Here is a 19,731-nt window from a genome sequence, read left to right as displayed (position 1 = left end):
CCTAGATGGGCGTCAACCGGTTCACGAGCCAGCGCCCGTCCTGGTTCTCGAGTTCCACACGTACCCGGCTCCCGCTGCTCACGGCTTCCGGGTTCTCGGAGCTGGTGGTGATCTGGTTGAGGAACAGCAGCGTCACTGCATGATCGGCGTCGGCCGACACCACCGAGGAGGCCTGCACACTCACCTGCACGCTGATCGACTTCTCTTTGGCGCCGGGCGCGATGATGTTCTGCATCAGGTTCATGTACTCGTCCCGGAAGTCGCCGGTGAGTCCCTCGGCCGCGGCAGCCGCCTGCTCGTCGACGTTCTCGAAGTCGTAGGCGAGCATCGCGACCGACTGTTCTTCCGCCGCAGCCACGGCCTCGGATCTGGCCGATTCGGCCGCGCTGTCCTGGATCTTGCCGTACCCGAGCCAACCGACGAGGACCGCGAAGACCAGTACCACCACACCGAGTGCACCTGCGATGAGCGGCAGCCGCGACGTCGACGACTCGGTATCGTTCGCTGCCGGTGCGGTGTTCCCGGCATCCGCATCGTTCTCGACATCCGTGTCGACAGCCGTCACGGGTTCCTCCTTCTGATCATCGCTCACGGCACGAACTCCACCTTCGACGCCAGCAAGCGACCGTCCTCGTCACAGACCGTGACGCGGAGGCGAAAATCGCGAGGCTCCGGTTCGGACTGTTCTGCGTTGCTCACCATCGCGCGGGACGCGACCAGCGAAGCCGTGCACGAACCGTCCTCGTTCTGGATGCCTGCCTCGAGCACTTCACCCGTGGTGGTGACGCCCGCCTGCTGCACGACCTCGACGAACGGCCCTTCACGACCTTCGAACTCGGCCTTGAAGTCGCCGGTTGCGCCCTCCATGAGTCGCTTGACGTCGGCGTCGGCGGTGTCGGCCTGGATGTTCGTCAGGTTGAGCACGGTCTGTCGCGCAGCCTGCAGATATTCCTCGCGACGGTCGTTGCGGTCGGCCGCGGACTGTCGTTCGAACAGCAACCACGCTCCCGCAGCGATGAGCCCGACGACCAGTACCGATGCGACGACCGTGACGAGTCTCGCCCACCGGGGGGCCGCAACGGAGTCCGGACGCTTGTCGGACCCACTGTCATTGCTCTGCTCAGCCGTGGTGGACCCGGCTTTGCTCAGGTCGACCTTGCTCGCATCGTCGCTGCCCGCGTCGGGGTTCTCTTTCTCGTCCGCCATCAGCCCTGTTGTGCCTTCATATAGGTTTCCAAACTCGTCCCATCTCCGAGGTCGGTGTGCCGGAACACAGTGCCGTCCGGTCCAATGTACGTGCCGGTTTCCGGATCGACCCTGCGCGCGGTCACGCCTGCGGGCGCCGCGTCGGCGTCACCCTCGGAATACGACGCGGGGGTCGGCATGCTGTTCTCCGACTGCACCGGCGTGGGGGCGCCCCGCCACGGGTTGTCCGAGTAGCCCGGCGTGTAGCCCGTGCGGCACATCTCGGGGGTCGGCGCTCGCCGGCCGGGGTACTCCATGCACGGTACATTCCGCGCACCACGTACTGCATTCGGATCCGATTGCGGCAGTTGACAGAAGATGTTGTCCGGAGTGTCCACCATCGAGGTGTCCGCCGGGCTGCGCCACTGGTCGGGCGGAAGGAACCCGGACAGGCACGGCGGCGGGTCGTGCAATTGCAGATGGAAGTCGACAACCGCGCCGTCCTCCGCAGGCCCGCCGCCTGCGGCGGTGATCAGAGCGGTCGTCATCGGCGGGTACAGCACCAGAATCTGCTCGATACCCGCGTTGTAGATCACCCCGACCTCACCGACGCTCACCAGATTGGCGAGCAGCAGCGGCAATGTCGGACGCAGTTCCTGCAGAAGGGTCTCCGCCTCCGCGGCAGCCGCGGGCCCCTTCTCCATGAGTGCCCGCAGATCCGGATCACTCTCGCGGAGACGATCGGTGAAGGTCACCATATCGCGGGTCCACGAGCGGATCGACTCACTCGTGACCACCTGGGTATCCAGCAGAGGCCCGATCTCGTCCAGGAGGCGGCGAGTTTCGCCGGAGTTCGCCGACGCTTCCTGCACGAACAGGCGCGTCGAGTCGATCAGTTGCTGCAACTCGGGCCCGGTCCCGTTGAACGCGTCGAAGGCCTCGTCGACAACGGTCTGCAATCGCGTGTCGGAGATGCTGGCGAGCAGGACATCCGCCTGATCGAGCAGTGCCCCGACCTCCTGGGGCACCGTCGTGCGATCGAGCGGAATCACATCGCCGTCGCCGAGATGTTCGTCCGACGACGAATTCTCATGCGGCACAAGATCGACGTACTGCTCACCGACCGCGGAAACACTGCGTACCGCTGCGTCGACGTCGGCCGGAATCTTCTGCCCGGAATCGATGGACAATACCGCGTCGACACCCACCGGCGACAAGGTCACGCTCGTGACCGTGCCGACGGTGTTTCCGCGGTACGTCACGTTCGAATGCGGATAGAGACCACCCGTGGAGGCCAATTCGACGGTGACGTTGTACTGACCGATACCTACCAGCTGGGGCAGCCGCACATACACGAGCGACATGACCACCAACCCGATCACGGTGAGCACCGCGAAAATCGAGAGCTGGATGCGGACGAACCTGGTGAGCATCATGGCGCAGGCACCTCCCATGGCAGCCCTGGAATCTTGATCTCGCCGATTCCCGGGATCGTCACTGTTCCTTCCGGGGCAGGTGGCGCGGGCGGGGGCGGCGCCAACGGCGCCTGGAACGGATCAACAGCCTGCGCCGCGAGACCGGCATCCGTACCGAGGATGCCTTCGGGCCCGGCCAGTCGCCCGGCGAGTGGAGTTCCGGTCAGGAAGTTCAGGTCGAGCCGGTCGAGAGTCAGATCGATCGTCATTGCAAGATTCGCGTAGTCGCCACGGATGATTTGGTCGATGCCCGCCTGCGGGAACGGATAGGTCAAGAGCACACCGAGCACCTCGGTCAATGCACTGCCTGAATCTGCGAGTGCACGCAGCGTCGGAGACAGCGCCTGCAGATTGGTCTTCAGATCATCACCACTGTTCTCGACGAGCCGGCTCGCGGTGGTGCTCAGCTCGCCGAGCGAGGTGATGGCCGATGTGAGGTTCTGTCGTTGGTCGGTGAGCACGGCGAGAGCCGGGGGAAGCTCCTCCAACGCTCGGACGAGCGTTTCGTTCTGATTGTTCACCGTGGACGCGAGACGATCCATCCCCTCGAGCGCCGACACGATGTCCTCGCGTTGCGTGTCGAGTGTGGAGACGAGCTCGTCGAGGCGCGGTAGCAGATCGCGAATCGAATCCTCACGACCCACGAGAGCCGCATTGAGCTCTGTGGTGATGTCGTTGATCTGTGCAAGGCCACCGCCATTGAGCACGACGGACAGTGAGGACAGGGTCTGTTCCGTCGTGGGGTACGCACCCGCACGCTCGACCGGGATGATGTCACCCGGCTCGAGCCGACCTTCGGGAGGTTCGGTGGTCGGTGCCGCGAGCTCGAGATGTTGCGATCCGAGCAGCGACGTCTGCCCGATACGAGCGGTCGCGTTGGCAGGCAACTCGACGTCGCCCTCGAGCGACACCGTCACCAGCGCTTGCCAGTTCTCGACCTCGATGTTCTCGATGGAACCGACCGTGACGTCGTCGATCCGGACCGGCGAATTCTGCGTCAGAGTAGTGACGTTCGGCATCCGTATCTGAACCTGATACGAGTCCTCGCCACGGCCCGCAGCACCGGGCATCGGGACCGAATTGAGCCCGTTCCACTCGCAGCCGGACAACGTGGCTGCCGCGACCACCGTCGTTGCAGCTGCGACGAATCGCGCGGCTGCGCTCCGCATTCTCATCGACCGCCTCCCGGCTGTAGCAGCGACCCGAGATCGCCCGGAACGCTGACCCCGGGCATCCCCTCGAGCAGCCCGGCCAGCGGAGACGGAGGCTGATCGGGAGCCGTTCCACGCCCCGCCGATGCCTCTTCGAGCCCGGGCTCGGAGTACTCGATCTGATCTGGGAACGCCTGGACACCCGCCAACGGATTGGCAAGCACCGGCAGGTAATTGGCCTGGATCGACGACAAGACCGGACCGAGCTGCTGCCTGCACAATTCCTCACTGCGCTCGGACGTCGCATTCGCAGCGGCGCCCACGGATCCACACATCCACTCGATCGGGCTGGCAGCGTTGTTGATCGCGAGAGCACCGGTGAGCGAGCCCTGCGCCGGCTTGTAGATGTTGTAGAAGTTCGACAGGGCGGTCGGGCCGGAATGCAGCACACGTTCGATTTCGGGACGCTTGCGGGCGAGCACTTCTGTGGCGTCAGCAAGCCGCTGCACCGATTCGGTCAGGCCCGCCCGGTTATCCTGCACGAATCGCTGCACATCTCCGACCGCCACATTCAGATCGGTGAGCGAGACACCCAGCTGGTCGGAGCTTTCGGCCAGCACATTCGACACCGATGCCAAACGACCGCCGAACTGCACGATCTGCTCGTTGCTCTGCGAGAGCACCGACACGAAGGTCTGCAGGTTGCGGACGGTGCCGAACAGGTCCGTTCGGCCTTCCGACAGGGTGTGCATGGTATCGGACAGTTCTCTGAGCGTGCTGTTGATGGTCGCGCCGTTTCCGTCGAGATTCTCCGCGGCGGTGTCGATGAACCTGCCGAGAGAGCCCTGCGGATCGAGTTCTTCCGGGCCGAGCGCTTCCGACAGTCGCATCAACTCTGCTTTGATCTCGTCCCATTCCACGGGAGAGGCGGTGCGCTCCACCGGAATGGTTGCATCGTCGGCGATCTCCTCGCCACCGGCGTAGACCGGTGTGAGCTGGACGAAGCGCGCCGACACGAGACTCTGAGCGATGATCACGGCCTTGGCGTCTGCGGGAACATCGACCGAGTCGTCGACCTGCATAGTCACGCGCACCATCTCGTCGCCGGGTTCGATGTCGGTGATCTTCCCGACCGACACACCCAGCACCCTCACGTCGTCACCCTCGTACAGCCCACTCGTGGAAAGGAATTCGGCGTGGATCGTACGTTTGCCCAGGCCGAGGAACACCGTGAGACCGACCGCCACGAGTGCGACGATCACGATGCCTGCAATCGCAGGCAGCAGCCATGCCGGGCGGCTTCGGCCCGCGTTTTCGGTGGGTGTCGTGTGCGCGTTCATTCGCCATCCCTCTTGATCGACGGCGGTTCCTTCGGAATTATGTCCTGCAGATCCTGCGGCAGCAGGTCGGGTGCCAGTTGACTGTCCACGATGGCCTTCCACCACGGCGCCGGGAGAATGTTCGACACATAGGCATTGAAGAACGGCCCGCTCGCGACGGATTCGCCGAGAGCACTGATGTAGGGTCCGAGCCCGTCGAGCGCGCCGGCGATGTTGTCCTTGTTGGCCTGCAAATTCTCGGTGACCCTGTTGAGCACCTCGAGCGTCGGGCCCATCTGCGCCTGGTTGTCCTGGACCAGACCGGTCAACTCCCGCGACACTGCCGAGATATTCGCGATGAGTTCGGTGATGGCATCGCGCCGCAGGCTCAGCTCGCCGAACAGTGAGTTGGCGTCGACGATCAGTTCGTTGACCTGGTCGCTGCGCTCGGCCAGGATCCCCGTGACGTCCTCCGCGCGTTCGAGCAGTTGCGACAGGGATTCGTCCCGCGCGTTGATCGACTGCGACAGCCGGGTCATGCCTTCGAGGGCACCGCGGATCTCGGGCGGCGTGTCCTGCAACGTATCCGACAACGCTTCGAGCGATTCGTTGATCTGTTCGGTGTCGAGCTCCGACGTGGTCGTGGTGAGGTCACCGAGAGCGTCGGTCAACGAATACGGCGAGTTGGTGCGGTCGAGGGCGATCACCGTCCCCGGACGCATCACGCCTTGCCCACCCGGGCGGACGGCGAGGGATTTGGCGCCCAGCACCGTGTTGGTCTTGATATCGGCCCCGGTACCGTCCCCGAGGGCGATGCCGTCACGGACGGAGAAGGTCACGAGCACGGCATCCCCGTCGAGGGCGACGTCGGTCACGGATCCGACGTCGACTCCCGAAAGGATGACGTCGTCACCGGGAACGAGGCCACCCGCATCTGCGAACCGCGCCGAATAGGTCAGTCCACCGGAAAGGAACTGCAGTTGGTCGTATTGCAGGCCCGCCACCACGATCGCGACGGACACCGCAAGACCGACCGCGCCGATCCGGAGTGTGTCTGGTTCTCGGATTCCACTCATTCGAGTTTTGCACACCTTCCGGTCGTTTGTGCCGCGGTCGTGTATCGGATGGTCGTGCCGTCCGGTCCCGACAGCTTGAAGGTGTTGGCACACAAAAAGAATTGGAAGAAGTTTCCGTACGCACCGACGCGGATGAGCTTCTTGTAGTCCGACGGCAGCCGTTCGAGGGTGGCGTTGATGTCGTCCTCACCGAGGTCCAGTTGCGTCATGGTGCGGTTCGTCTGCGCGATCACCGACTGCAGGTCGGGACGCGTGTTCTGCAGGAGCGATGCGAGATCTGCTGTGCCTGCGGCGATCTGCGGGATGGCGGCGCCGATCGGGTCTTTGTCGTCTGCGAGTCCACCGACCAGGGTGTGCAACCGATCGATCGTCTCGGTGAACTCACGATCGTGGTCGTCGATCGTCCCGAGAACGCCGTTGAGATTGTCGATCACGTCCCCGATCAATTGATCGCGGTCCGCAATCGAATTGGTGAACGAATTCGTGGAGCCGAGCAACGAGACTAACGCGTCGCCCTGCCCCTGAAAGACCTGCAGCAACGCACCCGAGAGATCGTTCACCTGTTTCGAGTCGAGCCCTTTGAGCAGGGGTTTGAACCCCCCGAGCAGAAGGTCGAGATCGAGGGCAGGTTCGGTCTGCTCGACAGGAATGCTGCCGCCTGCTCCGAGAATGTCGATGCTGCCCGGTCCCTCGAGAAGTTCGAGGTAGCGGTCGCCGACCAGATTCTCGTAGCGCACGGTTGCACGGGTACTCGCGAAAAGCGTCTGGTGGGAATCGACATCGAAATCGACTTCGGCGTGGTTGCCGTCTCCGATGTCGACTCCCGTGACCGATCCGACCTGGACCCCCGCGATTCGCACCTTGTCGCCGGTTTCGAGTCCCGATACGTCGGTGAAGGTGGCGTGGTAGCCCTCCGTTCCGGTGAAACGCGCCTGACTGAACACCACTGCGAGCCCCGCGAACACGAGCACCATGACAAGCGCGAAAATCGAGAACTTGACCGTGGATTCCCTCATGGTCACTGCCCTGCCGGAAGGTAGTCGCCGAACAGGAAGCCGAAAATCGTCGGGTACCGGATCCACGCTTCGGTGGACGGCTTGAACGGAACGGTCGCGGTGTCGGTCACCACGAACGATGCGTTTCCGTCGCGGACCGGATCGAAATTCGGCATTCCGTGGCAGTTGGGGCCGCCCGACGCACCGACCACAGGCAGATCCTCCTCGTGGTTGTAGGGAGTGGCACCACCCATGAAGCTGGTGCTGAGCATCAGGGCCGGGTACTTCCCGGTGCCCGCCATCGGCTCGAATGCGACGCGGGCGTCGTTGAGTCCGACGATGAAACAGGTGAGTTCGGGCGAGTACTCACCGAGCAGTGTGGTCGTATCGGTCAGGACATCGAGTGCGGTGGTGAGCTGACCTTCGTTCTCCCCCAGTACGTCCCGACCGGTATTGGCCAGCCCGGTGAGATTCATCAGCAGCAGGTCGAGTTGCTCCTGCTCGTCGACGATCGTGTCGCCCACATCCGTTGCATTTCCGATGGTGGTCATCAGATCGGGCGCGACATCGGCATACAGTTGCGCGACATCCGCGCCGACCTCGAGATCGTATTCCAGTTGCGGCAAAGAAGGATTCATCTCGACGAGGTATTCGTCTGCGGCAACGAGGGTCGCGCCGAGGTCGTCGCCGCGCCCGGACAGTGCTTCGGACAAGGCGCCGAGGGTCGCGTTGAGTTTCTCGGGCTGGATCTGGGCCAGGACATCGGACAGGTGCTCGAAAACGGTGTTGAACTCAACTGTCACGCTGTCGGCCGCGATCACCGCGCCCTCCTCCAATGGAGTGGACGACGGATCGTCCGGCACGATGATGTTGACGAACTTGGCACCGAACACAGTGGTCGATTCGATCGCGACCTTTGCGTTCGACGGAATGAGATCCATCTGGCCCGGCTGCATCGCGAGTTCGAGAACGGCCCCGTTCGGGCTGTGCTCGATCGAGGCGACCCTGCCCACCTCGACGCCGCGCAGTTTCACCTTGGCATCGGTTTCCATCACCAGGCCGGAGCGCGCCGAGGTGACGGTGATGGGTGTGGTGGAGGTGAATCCACCGACGAACAATGTCAATGCCACGACGATGATCACGGCCAGTCCGCCGACCATTCCGACGGCAGCAAGTTTCTTCTTCCACGAAGCGGTTTCCATGCGCGCCCTATCCCGACAGATTGAAGTTGCCGGAGGTGCCGTACACCGCAAGGGAGATCAGGAGGGTCACCGTCACGACCGCGATCAGTGAGGCCCGCACCGCGTTTCCGACTGCCACGCCGACACCGACCGGCCCTCCACTCGCGTTGAAGCCGTAGTAGGTGTGGATGAGCATCACCGCGACCGCCATCACCATGGCCTGCACGAACGACCACAGGATGTCGGTCGGGATGAGAAAGGTCGAGAAGTAGTGGTCGTATACGCCCGCCGACTGCCCGTAGAGCACAACGGTTGCAAACCGGCTGGCGATGAACGACGCGATGACCGCAAGCGAGTACAGCGGGATGATCGAGATCATCCCCGCCATCACGCGGGTCGAGACGAGGTAGGGGATCGACGGGATCGCCATGGTCTCCAGCGCGTCGATCTCTTCGGAGACACGCATCGCGCCGAGCTGCGCCGTGGAGCCGGCCCCGATCGTCGCCGCGAGACCGATGCCGGCAATGGTCGGAGCGGCGATGCGCACGTTGATGAACGCTGCGAAGAAGCCCGTGAGCGCCTCGACTCCGATATTGCCGAGAGAGCTGAATCCCTGCACGGCGATGATGCCGCCGGTGAACAAGGTCAGGAAGCCGACGATCACGACGGTTCCGCCGATCACCGCGAGCGCGCCTGTGCCCATGCTGATCTCCGCGATCAACCGCACGGTCTCTTTCGGATAGTGCATCACCGCGCGCGGCATGGTGCCGAGCGCGCGAGCGAAGAAGAGCGCTTGTTCGCCGAGCTTGTCGATCGACTTCGACGTGTTGCCGAGTCGTCGCGCAACTCTGGGGAACCGACCTGTCATCAGTGCCATCGTGTTCTCCCTCCTCATCCGCCGGTCAGCTTGATGCCGACCGCGGTGACGAGGAGGTTGACGACGAACAACGCCATGAAGGCGAATACGACCGTCTGGTTGACAGCGTCGCCGACGCTCTTGGCGCCGCCTCGCACGTTCAGACCGAGGTATGAGGCGACGAGTCCGGCGATCATGCCGAACAGCCCGGCCTTGACCTGGGAGATCATGAGTTCCCCGAATCCGGTGAGCAGTGTGATGCCGTTGATGAAGGCGCCCGGGTTCACGCCTTGGAAGAAGACCGAGAATCCGAATCCACCGAGGATGCCGATAGTGCAGACAAGTCCGTTGAGCAGTAGCGCGACGACGGTGGACGCGAGGACCCGCGGTACGACGAGACGCTGGATCGGATTGATACCGAGCACCTTCATCGCGTCGATCTCCTCGCGAATGGTCCGTGCGGCCAGGTCGGCACAGATCGCGGTGGCGCCTGCGCCGGCGACGATGAGCACGGTGACCATGGGTCCGACCTGGGTGACGGCACCCAGTGCGGCTCCCGCTCCGCTGAGGTCGGCCGCGCCGATCTCTCTCAGCAGGATGTTCAGTGTGAAGCTGACGAGCACGGTGAACGGAACCGCGACGAGGATGGTCGGCATCAGGGAGACCCTGGCGACGAACCAGGCCTGGTCGATGAATTCGCGTCGCTGGAACGGACGGACGAACGCGGCACGCGCAGTCTCGCCCGTCATGGCGAAGAGCCCACCGACGGCGCGAAGGGGGACTTCGAAGAGGTCTACCACCGCGTCCCCCCATCATTCGATGATTCGCCTGCACCACGCCACAGCAGCAGTAATGCTGTGACCCGCGTCATATTAACTAGAACGTGTTCACGTGTCAAAGATGCATCGCTTCCACGGTTGGAATGTCGGTCCTGCCGACGAAGAAACATGAGCGGATTCAAAGAATCCGAGCAGACATAAGCCGGTTTACACTGGGACTTTGATGAGAATCCGAACGTCCGGGAGACCGTTCCGCATCGTTGACAGCACGCGGTCGAGGCATCGGAATCAGACTTGATCCAGCAGCAAAACTAGAACAGATTCCTATTTGGATTCGGCATCGAAAGAGCAATTATCCCACAGCCGGAGCGCCCCCGCGGCACACGGACTGCACAGTAACCGAAACTGCCAGTTGCAGTAAACCCGATCCGGACGAGCGTCCGAATCGAACCTCCTACGAAGCTTAGAGGCGAACTACAGGTCGAGAGCGGCAGATGCCGAGAACGTCCTACCCGGATCCCGGTCGGAGAAGTACCCACCGAGCTCGGATGCGAGCGCGGCAGGGGTCCACTGCCCGACGGCGTCGAAGCGCTGCTCGACGGTCGGCGCTGCCATCAACGCAACCATCGGGCCGTAGACGATGAAGACCTGGCCGTTGACTTTCTCCGCCGCGGGAGAAGCCAGGTAGGACACGAGCGATGCGACGTGGTCGGGTGAAAGTGGGTCGATCTCCCCGTCGGGTGCATCTCCGAACACCGCTTCCGTCATCGCGGTGCGAGCACGAGGGCAGATCGCGTTGGCACGGACGCCGTACCGCGACAGACCACGCGCCGCCGACACGGTGAGTGAGGTGATTCCCGCCTTCGCAGCACCGTAGTTGGGCTGCCCCGCGGGGCCGAGGAGCCCGGCTTCGGACGAGGTGTTGACGATCCGCGCGTACACCGGGCCGCCGACCTCCTTCGACTTGCCGCGCCAGTAGGCGGCGGCATTGCGGCACAGGAGGAAATGACCGCGCAGGTGCACCGAGACGACCGTGTCCCATTCCTCGTCGGACATGTTCGGAAGCATCCGGTCGCGGACGACACCGGCATTGTTGACGACGATGTCGAGCCCGCCGAACCGATCCACTGCGGTGGCGACCATCGCGTCGGCGGTCTCTCGTTCGGCGACACTGCCGGCCACGAACTCGGCGTCGACCCCCAGCGACCGGATCTGCGCGAGGGTGTCGTCCACCGCGTCACCGGGAGCGAGGTCGTTGACGATCACCCTCGCGCCCGCACGGGCGAGACCGAGTGCCTCGGCGCGTCCGAGTCCCGCACCGGCACCGGTGACGACCGCAACCTTGCCTTCGAGCGACACATCGTCGCGACCGTTGCCGACAGCACTCATTCACGCACTCCCTTGCGAAGTCGGGCGGGACATCCGACATGCCCTCACCCGTGGCCCACCCCGGAGATCCGAAGCCGACCAGGAATCTAGAACTTGTTCCTGTTTATGACAAGACCCCCGGCAGATTCCCCGTGGGCCCGTCGCTAGCGAACCTCGGACAGCGCCGCACGCGGGCACTGTGCGATTGCGTCACGAACGAGATCCTCACTCCCCGCAGGAGTGGGGTGCACAACGATCAGTTCATCGTCGTCGTTCAGATCGAAGACCTCGGGTGCGATTCCCACGCACACCCCATTGGCCTCACAACGGTCGAAGTCGACCTCGACATCCATTTCCGGACCTCATTTCCTCGCCGTACGAGTCGTTCGAACTTACACTAGAACGCGTTACAATTCTGTGCAATGATTCGTCGGATCCTATGACGACGAAGGAGCGTTCGTGGACATCAACTACACCCCCGAGCAGCAACGGCTGCGCGCGGAACTGCGCGAGTACTTCGCCGACCTGATGACGGAAGAACGGCGCGAGGCGCTTGCCGCCACCACCGGCGAGTACGGCTCGGGCAACGTATACCGCGAGGTCGTCCAGCAGATGGGGAAAGACGGCTGGCTCACGCTCGGCTGGCCGGAGGAATTCGGTGGCCAGAACCGTCCCGCGATGGATCAGCTGATCTTCAGCGACGAGGCCGCCATCGCAGGAGCACCCGTTCCGTTCCTGACCATCGACTCGGTCGCGCCGACGATCATGCACTACGGCACCGACGAACAGAAGGCGTACTTCCTCCCGCGTATCTCCGCCGGTGAACTCCATTTCTCCATCGGATACTCGGAGCCGGAAGCGGGCACCGACCTCGCATCGCTGCGCACCAGTGCCGTCCGCGACGGCGACGAGTGGGTGATCAACGGCCAGAAGATGTGGACGAGCCTGATCGCCTACGCCGACTACGTCTGGCTCGCGGTCCGCACCGACCCTGCGGCAAAGAAGCACAAGGGAATAAGTATCCTCATCGTCCCCACCGACGCCGAGGGATTCTCGTACACACCGGTGCACACCATGGCGGGCCCCGACACGAGCGCCACCTACTATCAGGATGTCCGGGTCCCGGCCTCCGCACTCGTCGGGGAGGAGAACGGTGGCTGGGCACTGATCACCAACCAGCTCAACCACGAGCGGGTCGCGCTGACCTCCGCCGGACCGGTCCTCAGCGCACTGCGCGAGGTCCGCGCCTGGGCCCAGCAGACGCAAGGTCCCGACGGGCGGCGTGTGATCGACCAGGAATGGGTCCGGATCAACCTGGCGCGTGTGCACGCCAAGGCCGAGTACCTCCAGCTCATGAACTGGGACATCGCCTCCGGCACCGGTCCGCTCGGACCCGCCCCGGCCTCTGCCAACAAAGTCTTCGGAACGGAGTTCGCCACCGAGGCGTATCGCCTGCTCATGGAGATTCTCGGCCCCGCGGCGACTGTGCGGCAGAACTCGCCCGGCGCATTGCTGCGCGGACGCATCGAGCGGATGCATCGCAGTTCACTGATCCTCACCTTCGGCGGCGGCACCAACGAAGTGCAGCGCGACATCATCGCGATGACCGCACTCGGCCTGCCACCTTCCAAGCGCTAGAAAGGACATCCATCGTGGATTTCACTCTCACCGAAGCGCAGCAGGACCTCTCGGAACTCACGCGCAGCATCGTCACCGACATCGTCACCAACGAACATCAGCGCGGCCTCGATGCCGCAGAGGACCGCACCGATCACATCCTGTGGGACGCACTTGCGTCGTCGGGGGTACTCGGCGCGGCACTGCCGGACTCGGTCGGCGGCGACGGATTCGGCCCCCTCGAACAGGCCAGCATCCTCATCGAACTCGGACGCGCCGCTGCGACGGTGCCTTACCTCACATCGATCGTCGTATCTGCTTCCGCAATAGCCGAATTCGGAACGAAGGAACAGATCGAGGAGTGGGGTGAACCCGCTGGATCCGGCGAGAAGATCCTCACCGCCGCGCTGACCGAAGAGGTCAACGACGATCCGCTCCACCCCGTTACCTCGGCCACCGCATCAGGTTCCGGCCACATACTGAACGGCACCAAGATCGTGGTCGACACCGCACCTGTCGCCGACGGCTTCCTCGTGCCCGCCACCACGGGCGACGGGGTCGCGGTGTTCCTGGTACGCGCCGACGATCCCGGCGTGAGCGTCATACCGCAGCAGACCACGAGTTTCGGATCTGCGGGCATCGTGACGCTGGACGGGGTCGAGCTCGGACCGGATCGCGTTCTCGGCACTGACGGTGCCACCGTCGCGGCGCGGCTCCGCGACCGGTTCCTCCTCGGGTCGGCTGCATACCAGTGCGGAGCGTTGGACCGAGGTCTCGAACTCACCGCCGAGTATGCACGCGAACGGGTCCAGTTCGACCGTCCCATCGGCAGCTTCCAGGCCGTCGCTCAACGCCTGGCTGACGCGTACATCGACTTCAGGGGCGTGCGACTGACGCTGTGGCAGGCAGCCTTCCGCATCGCCGAGGGCGATCCTCACGAGCAGGAACTGCGCACCGCCGCATTCTGGGCAGCCGATGCCGGGCATCGGGTCGCGCATACCGTCGTACACGTCCACGGCGGTGTCGGGCTCGACGAGGATCATCCCGTTCACCGGTACTTCCTCGTTGCGAAGCATCACGAGTTCTTGCTGGGATCGGCCACGACGCAGTTGCGTGCACTCGGCCGGGAACTCGCCGACGCTCCCGCCTGACGCTCCCCTGCCCGACGTTCGGAGGAAGTCATCATGCTCGACACGGTTACCACACTGCTCCGGCGCCTCGACACGGTCGACGACCGGGGCGTGCTGTTCGAGGACTCCTTCGTCTCGTGGCGCGACCACGCCGCGCTCTCCCACGATCGGGCGGCGCTCTTGCGCGACATTCTCGATCCGTCGCGCCCACGGCACATCGGTGTGCTGCTCGACAACGTGCCGGAGTTCTCGTTCCTGCTCGGGGCTGCCGCGTTCTCGGGATCGGTGGTGGCGGGTCTGAACACCACCAGACGCGGTGAGGCGCTCGCCCGCGACATCCTGCTCGCGGATTGTCAGGTGGTGTTCACCGAGACCGCACACATCGGACTTCTCGCCGGACTCGATCTACCCGGTGTGCGGGTGATCGACATCGATTCCGAGGAGTGGCGCGCCACGATCGCCCCGTACGAGGGCTCCGAGCAGATCGTCGACGACATCGCGTCCGACGATCCCTTCATGTTGATCTTCACCTCCGGCACCAGCGGAGACCCGAAGGCCGTGCGATGCACGCACGCGAAGATCGCCGACCCCGGGAGCATGCTCGCCGAGAGGTTCGGTCTCGGCCCGGCCGACACGGTCTATCTCTCGATGCCGATGTTCCATTCGAACGCCATGATGGCCGGCTGGGGCGTCGCACTGGCCGCCCGGAGCAGTGTCGCTCTGCGTCGCCGGTTCTCCGCATCCGGGTTCCTGCCCGACCTGCGGAAATTCGGAGTCACGTACGCGAACTACGTGGGAAAGCCGTTGTCCTACGTCGTCGCCACACCCGAACGGCCCGACGACGCCGACAATCCACTGCGCATCATGTACGGCAACGAGGGCAGTGCGCCCGCGGTCGCCGAATTCGGTCGCCGATTCGGCGCGACCGTCGTGGACGGATTCGGTTCCACCGAAGGCGGCATCGCAATCCGCGCGACCGCCGGCAGGCCTGCCGGGTCGCTGGGACTGCTTCCCGACGGCATCGAGATCCTCGACACCGAAACCGGGCTCCCGTGTCCGCCGGCAGTGTTCGACGACGACGGGCGGATCGTCAATGCCGACGAGGCCACCGGGGAACTGGTCAACTCGGATGGCGCAGGCGCGTTCGCGGGGTACTACAACGACCCCGAGGCCGATGCCGAGCGCCTGAGGAACGGTCGCTACCACAGTGGCGATCTCGCATACCGTGACGCCGACGGGTTCGTGTACTTTGCGGGTCGCAGTTCGGGATGGCTACGCGTGGACGGTGAAAACCTCGGTGCTGCACCCATCGAACGGGTACTGTCACGATACCCGGGGTTCTCACAGGTGTCGGTGTACGCCGTGCCCGACCGTTTCGTGGGCGACCAGGTGATGATCGCGGTCGTCCCCGCTGTCGATGACGAGTTCGATCCGGCTGCCTTCGCCGAATTCCTCGATACTCGAGCGGATCTCGGTCCGAAGCAGCTCCCGACGTTCGTCAGGGTCGCCCGGAGCCTCCCCCAAACGGCAACGTTCAAGATTCTCACGCGCACACTCTCGGCCGAACGATGGCATTGCGCAGATCCCGTCTGGGTCCGCGAACGCGGACAGAACGACTTCCAGTTGCTGACAGGCGAACTCGCACACAACCTGGACAAGGCCCCCACCACCTGAACATAGGACACCTACATCACTGCCGGTGCGCGGTTTCGGTAGTTCCCACTACCAGAACCACGCACCAGCGAAGCTCTATGCGTTCGCGGCCTCGTTCAACCGCTCCAAGGTGCCGGTCGCGTCGAGGTATTCCTGTACCCAGCGTTCGATGACCGCGGAAGTCTTCTCCACCTTCGTGAACTGACCGACGACCTGACCCACCGGGTTGAAAGCGACGTCGACGGACTCGTCCGGGTACTTATGGGTGGCGGCAACAGCCATGCCGGAAACCATGTACTGCAAGGGCATCCCGAGCGGCTTCGGGTTCTCCTCCTGCTCCCACGCCTCGGTCCAGTCGTTGCGCAGCATGCGGCAGGGCTTGCCGGTGAACGAGCGGCTACGCACGGTGTCGCGGCTGCCTGCCTTGATGTAGGCATCCTGCTGGACCGCCGTATTCTCGGCCTCCTCGACCATGAGCCACTGCGAACCCGACCAGACGCCCTGCGTGCCGAGGGCAAGAGCGGCAGCGATCTGCTCACCGCTGCCGATGCCACCGGCAGCCAGCACCGGAACGGGCGCGACTTCCTTGACAACCTGTGGCCACAACACGATCGAGCCGACCTCGCCGCAGTGTCCGCCGCCTTCGCCGCCCTGAGCAATGATGATGTCGACGCCTGCATCCGCATGCTTGCGGGCCTGGTACGGAGAACCGCACAGCGCCGCGACCTTACGTCCGGAGTCGTGGATGTGTGCGATCATGTCGGCCGGCGGCGTGCCGAGTGCGTTGGCGATGAGCGTGACTTTCGGATGCTGCAGCGCGACCTCCACCTGCGGGGTGGCGGTGGCTTCGGTCCAGCCCAGCAGCTGCAACGCGTTATCGTCCCCGTCCTTGGGTACTGGGACACCGTGATCGCTGAGGATTCCACGGGCGAATTCGAGCGTCTCCTGCGGAACCATCGACTGCAGCATCTTCGTCAGCTCGTCGGCGGACAGGTTGGCATCCATGCCCTCGTACTTGCCCGGAATGACGATGTCGACACCGTAAGGCCGGTCGCCGATGTGCTCATCGATCCAGTTCAACTCGATTTCGAGCTCTTCAGGCGTGAAACCGACGGCGCCGAGGACGCCGAAACCACCCGCCTTGGCCACAGCGACGACAACGTCACGGCAGTGAGTGAATGCGAAGATCGGGAACTCGATGCCGAGTTGGTCGCATAGGGGTGTGTGCATTCGGCACTCCTCAAGAAGAGACGGTGAATAACTGAAACAAGTTCCACCATAGGGCCAGCGTGCCCGAATGAACATGTCGAGTGTGCAGTTTTTCCGAAACCGCCCGGCGTGTCGCGACAACGACTGCACACTCGAATTGGCTACTCCACAACAAACGCGCCGTCGGCGCCGCCCGCCGCGCATTCGACACCACCGACTGGTCACGCGACGTCGAATTCCGCTACCACTGCCTCAGCCAGCTCCACGAAGCGATGACCAGAAACATGGAGCGTCTGCGCCGGATAGTGGTGACCGAGGTCGGCTGCCCCATCGGCGTGACCAGAAGTCAGATCGAGGAGCCGATCGACGAGGTGAAGCACTGGGCCGAATACGGCCGGAGCTTCGACTATCTGCAGGACACGGGAATGCACCCCACGGTGATGGGTCCGGCGCGCAGACTCCTGCACTTCGATCCGGTCGGGGTCGTCGGCGCGATCACGCCCTGGAACGTGCCGTTCTATCTCAATGTCGCCGAGACGATGCCGGCGCTGATGGCCGGAAACACCGTCGTCCTCAAGCCCGCGCAGCTCACCCCGTGGTCCGGGAGCGAACTGGGACGCATCGTCGCCGAAGAAACCGATATTCCGGCCGGGGTCTTCAACGTCGTACTGTCGAACGCCAACGAAGTGGGCGCGGCACTGTCGTCGGATCCGAGGGTCGACATGATCACCTTCACCGGTTCGACAGCGACCGGACGAGCCATTCTGGCCGCCGCCGCACCCACGGTAAGAAGACGATGCTCGAACTCGGCGGCAAATCCGCTCATATCGTGCTCGACGACGCCGACCTCGGTGCGTCCCTCCCGATGGCGGCGGTGATGGCGTGCGTGATGTCGGGGCAGAGTTGCATTCTGCCCAGCCGGATCCTGTTACCACGCAGCCGCTACGACGAAGGCGTCGCGGTGCTGAAGGCCACGATGGAATCCTTCCCGGTGGGCGATCCGTGGGTTCCCGGCAACATGCAGGGCCCGCAGATCAGCGAGACCCAGCGTCAGAAGGTGCTCGGCCTGATCACCGACGGTGTCGAATCGGGCGCGACCCTCATCACCGGCGGCGGCATTCCGGAGGACCTGCCGACGGGTTACTACACCCAACCGACTCTGCTGGGCGACGTCGATCCCGATTCCCGCGTGGCGAAGGAAGAGATCTTCGGCCCGGTACTGACCGGCACCGCCTACGACACCGAGGACGACGCCATTGCGATCGCGAATAATTCGATCTACGGCTTGTCCGGTGAGGTGAGCAGCGCCGACAACGATCGCGCGCTGGCCGTCGCGATGCGGATGCGCACCGGCAGTGTGACCGTCAACGGAAAGTCCTTCTTCGGCATCACGAGCCCGTTCGGCGGTACCAAACAGAGTGGTCTCGGCCGACGCAACGGCACGCAGGGTTTCGAAGAGTACCTCGAAATCAAGACGATCGGACTGCCCGGCTGAACGAGAACCGACTGCGCTCAGATAACGCCGCGCTCGCGCAGATCGGCACGCTCGCCTTCGTTCACGCCCAGCAGGTCGCCGTAGACAGCGGCGTTGTCGTAGCCGGCGATCGGCGGGCCTGCACGACGCACCGAACCGGGGGTGTCGGCCAAACGTGGCACCACCCCCGGTCCGAGAACATCGAGGCCGGTGCGTTCGTCATGATGGGAGACCAGCATGTCGCGCGCCTGGAACTGGTCGTCGGCGACCACTTCGGCCACCGTATTGACGGGCCCTGCAACGACACCCGAGGCCGACAGGTGTTCGAGCAGGTCGGTGAGGGTCCATGTCGCGGCCCACGCGCCGATGAGATCGTCGAGGTCGTCCTGATTGACACCACGCGCAAGGTGGTCGGCGAACTTCGCATCGTCGGCCAGTTCCGGGCGATCCATTGCCACGCACAGGCGCCGGAAGACGGTGTCCTGATTGGCCGCGATGACAATCCACATGTCGTCGGCGGTGCGATACAGATTCGACGGCGCGATGCCCTCGAGCCGCGTACCGGACGGGCCGCGAACCACCCCGGCAGCGTCGTAGTCGGGAATGACCGACTCCTGGACGGCCAGGCACGCTTCGGTCAGCGCCACGTCGACGATCTGCCCACGTCCCGTCCGCTCGCGGCTCAGCAGCGCAGCAAGCACTCCTTGGACGGCGAACATGCCGCCGAGGGTGTCGCCGAGTGACAGCGCGAGACGCGGCGGCGCCTGCCCGGGGTAGCCGTTCAGGTGCCGGAGACCGCTTTCCGCCTCCGCGACCGAGGCGTATCCTGCGTGCCCGGCTCTGGGGCCGGTCTGTCCGTATCCGGACACGCGCGCAAGCACGATGCCCGGGTTGACCTCGGAGAGCACGTCGTAGCCGAGGCCCCATTTCTCGAGTGTGCCGGGCCGGAAGTTCTCGACGACGACGTCGGATTCGGCGACCAGCCGGCGGAAGAGGTCCTGACCGTCGGCCGACCGCAGATCGAGGGTGATGCACCGTTTGTTGCGCGCGTGCACGGTCCAGAAGAAACGGTGGCCATCACGCTCCCCCTGCCCCCAGGTGCGCAGCGGGTCGGGACGCTTCGGATCCTCGATCTTGATGACGTCGGCACCCATATCGCCGAGCAACCGCCCGGCGAACGGACCGGCGATCAGTGTGCCCAGTTCGAGTACCCTGATCTCTCCGAGCGCACCGGCTGCGGTCTGCTCTGTCGGCTCGGTCGGT

At 64.2% G+C, this 19,731-nt stretch carries 17 protein-coding genes and 1 pseudogene; 4 read left to right on the top strand and 14 right to left on the bottom strand.

Annotated elements, in window-relative coordinates; genetic code table 11:
* Position 1: 1 nt before the first annotated feature.
* From HCA61_RS10865 to HCA61_RS10810, 12 genes are all read right to left on the bottom strand, one after another.
* Positions 2-475 (bottom strand): twin-arginine translocation pathway signal, encoded by a 474-nt coding sequence (locus tag HCA61_RS10865; protein WP_240959177.1) that lies wholly within the window; start codon positions 473-475, stop codon positions 2-4.
* Between the two features lie 113 nt (positions 476-588).
* Complete coding sequence (locus tag HCA61_RS10860) at positions 589-1,206, bottom strand: hypothetical protein (RefSeq protein ID WP_240959128.1); 618 nt, start codon at positions 1,204-1,206, stop codon at positions 589-591.
* On the bottom strand, positions 1,206-2,621 hold the full coding sequence (locus tag HCA61_RS10855) for an MlaD family protein (RefSeq protein WP_169688198.1): 1,416 nt from the start codon (positions 2,619-2,621) through the stop codon (positions 1,206-1,208). The genes HCA61_RS10860 and HCA61_RS10855 overlap by 1 nt, the downstream gene beginning before the upstream one ends.
* Positions 2,618-3,829 (bottom strand): MCE family protein, encoded by a 1,212-nt coding sequence (locus tag HCA61_RS10850; RefSeq protein ID WP_240959176.1) that lies wholly within the window; start codon positions 3,827-3,829, stop codon positions 2,618-2,620. The genes HCA61_RS10855 and HCA61_RS10850 overlap by 4 nt, the downstream gene beginning before the upstream one ends.
* Positions 3,830-3,831: 2 nt before the next feature.
* Positions 3,832-5,151 carry an MCE family protein gene (locus tag HCA61_RS10845; RefSeq protein ID WP_169688196.1) on the bottom strand — a complete coding sequence of 440 codons (1,320 nt, stop codon included), beginning with the start codon at positions 5,149-5,151 and terminating at the stop codon, positions 3,832-3,834.
* Entirely contained in the window at positions 5,148-6,206 is a 1,059-nt protein-coding gene (locus HCA61_RS10840) for an MCE family protein (RefSeq protein WP_169688195.1), read from the bottom strand. The genes HCA61_RS10845 and HCA61_RS10840 overlap by 4 nt, the downstream gene beginning before the upstream one ends.
* On the bottom strand, positions 6,203-7,222 hold the full coding sequence (locus HCA61_RS10835) for an MCE family protein (RefSeq protein ID WP_169688194.1): 1,020 nt from the start codon (positions 7,220-7,222) through the stop codon (positions 6,203-6,205). Before HCA61_RS10835 ends, HCA61_RS10840 begins: the two co-directional genes overlap by 4 nt.
* 2 nt (positions 7,223-7,224) lie before the next feature.
* Entirely contained in the window at positions 7,225-8,403 is a 1,179-nt protein-coding gene (locus tag HCA61_RS10830) for an MCE family protein (protein WP_169688193.1), read from the bottom strand.
* Between the two features lie 7 nt (positions 8,404-8,410).
* Entirely contained in the window at positions 8,411-9,259 is an 849-nt protein-coding gene (locus tag HCA61_RS10825) for an ABC transporter permease (protein ID WP_169688192.1), read from the bottom strand.
* Positions 9,260-9,273: 14 nt separating this feature from the next.
* Entirely contained in the window at positions 9,274-10,038 is a 765-nt protein-coding gene (locus HCA61_RS10820; RefSeq protein ID WP_132476421.1) for an ABC transporter permease, read from the bottom strand.
* 453 nt (positions 10,039-10,491) lie between these two features.
* A complete protein-coding gene (locus HCA61_RS10815) occupies positions 10,492-11,406 on the bottom strand; it encodes a 3-oxoacyl-ACP reductase (RefSeq protein ID WP_169688191.1) in 915 nt (304 codons plus the stop codon).
* Positions 11,407-11,549: 143 nt separating this feature from the next.
* Complete coding sequence (locus HCA61_RS10810; protein WP_054714149.1) at positions 11,550-11,738, bottom strand: ferredoxin; 189 nt, start codon at positions 11,736-11,738, stop codon at positions 11,550-11,552.
* A 106-nt stretch (positions 11,739-11,844) separates the two neighbouring features.
* On the opposite strand from HCA61_RS10810, the gene HCA61_RS10805 reads away from it, so the two are divergent.
* Genes HCA61_RS10805 through HCA61_RS10795 form a run of 3 tightly spaced genes read left to right on the top strand, consistent with a single transcriptional unit; the run spans position 11,845 to position 15,806 of the window.
* Positions 11,845-13,023: an acyl-CoA dehydrogenase family protein gene (locus HCA61_RS10805; protein WP_169688190.1), complete on the top strand. Its 1,179-nt coding sequence runs from the start codon at positions 11,845-11,847 to the stop codon at positions 13,021-13,023.
* A gap of 14 nt (positions 13,024-13,037) precedes the next feature.
* Entirely contained in the window at positions 13,038-14,153 is a 1,116-nt protein-coding gene (locus tag HCA61_RS10800; RefSeq protein ID WP_169688189.1) for an acyl-CoA dehydrogenase family protein, read from the top strand.
* Positions 14,154-14,186: 33 nt separating this feature from the next.
* Positions 14,187-15,806, top strand: a complete 1,620-nt coding sequence (locus HCA61_RS10795) for a long-chain-fatty-acid--CoA ligase (RefSeq protein WP_169688188.1) — start codon at positions 14,187-14,189, stop codon at positions 15,804-15,806.
* 75 nt (positions 15,807-15,881) lie between these two features.
* Here the strand turns inward: HCA61_RS10795 and HCA61_RS10790 are convergent, their stop codons facing one another.
* Positions 15,882-17,015, bottom strand: a complete 1,134-nt coding sequence (locus HCA61_RS10790) for a nitronate monooxygenase family protein (protein WP_169688187.1) — start codon at positions 17,013-17,015, stop codon at positions 15,882-15,884.
* 155 nt (positions 17,016-17,170) lie between these two features.
* Here HCA61_RS10790 and HCA61_RS10785 point away from each other — a divergent pair.
* Positions 17,171-18,489, top strand: a pseudogene (locus HCA61_RS10785) (aldehyde dehydrogenase family protein); the annotation flags it as partial.
* A 17-nt stretch (positions 18,490-18,506) separates the two neighbouring features.
* On the opposite strand, the gene HCA61_RS10780 reads toward HCA61_RS10785, so the two are convergent.
* Positions 18,507-19,685, bottom strand: a complete 1,179-nt coding sequence (locus HCA61_RS10780) for a CoA transferase (protein ID WP_346777554.1) — start codon at positions 19,683-19,685, stop codon at positions 18,507-18,509.
* Positions 19,686-19,731 lie beyond the last annotated feature (46 nt).

Origin of the sequence: Rhodococcus sp. HNM0563 (assembly GCF_012726195.1) — a bacterium.
In the GTDB taxonomy this organism is placed as follows: Bacteria; Actinomycetota; Actinomycetes; order Mycobacteriales; family Mycobacteriaceae; genus Rhodococcus.
This window is presented reverse-complemented; position numbering and strand designations above follow the sequence as displayed.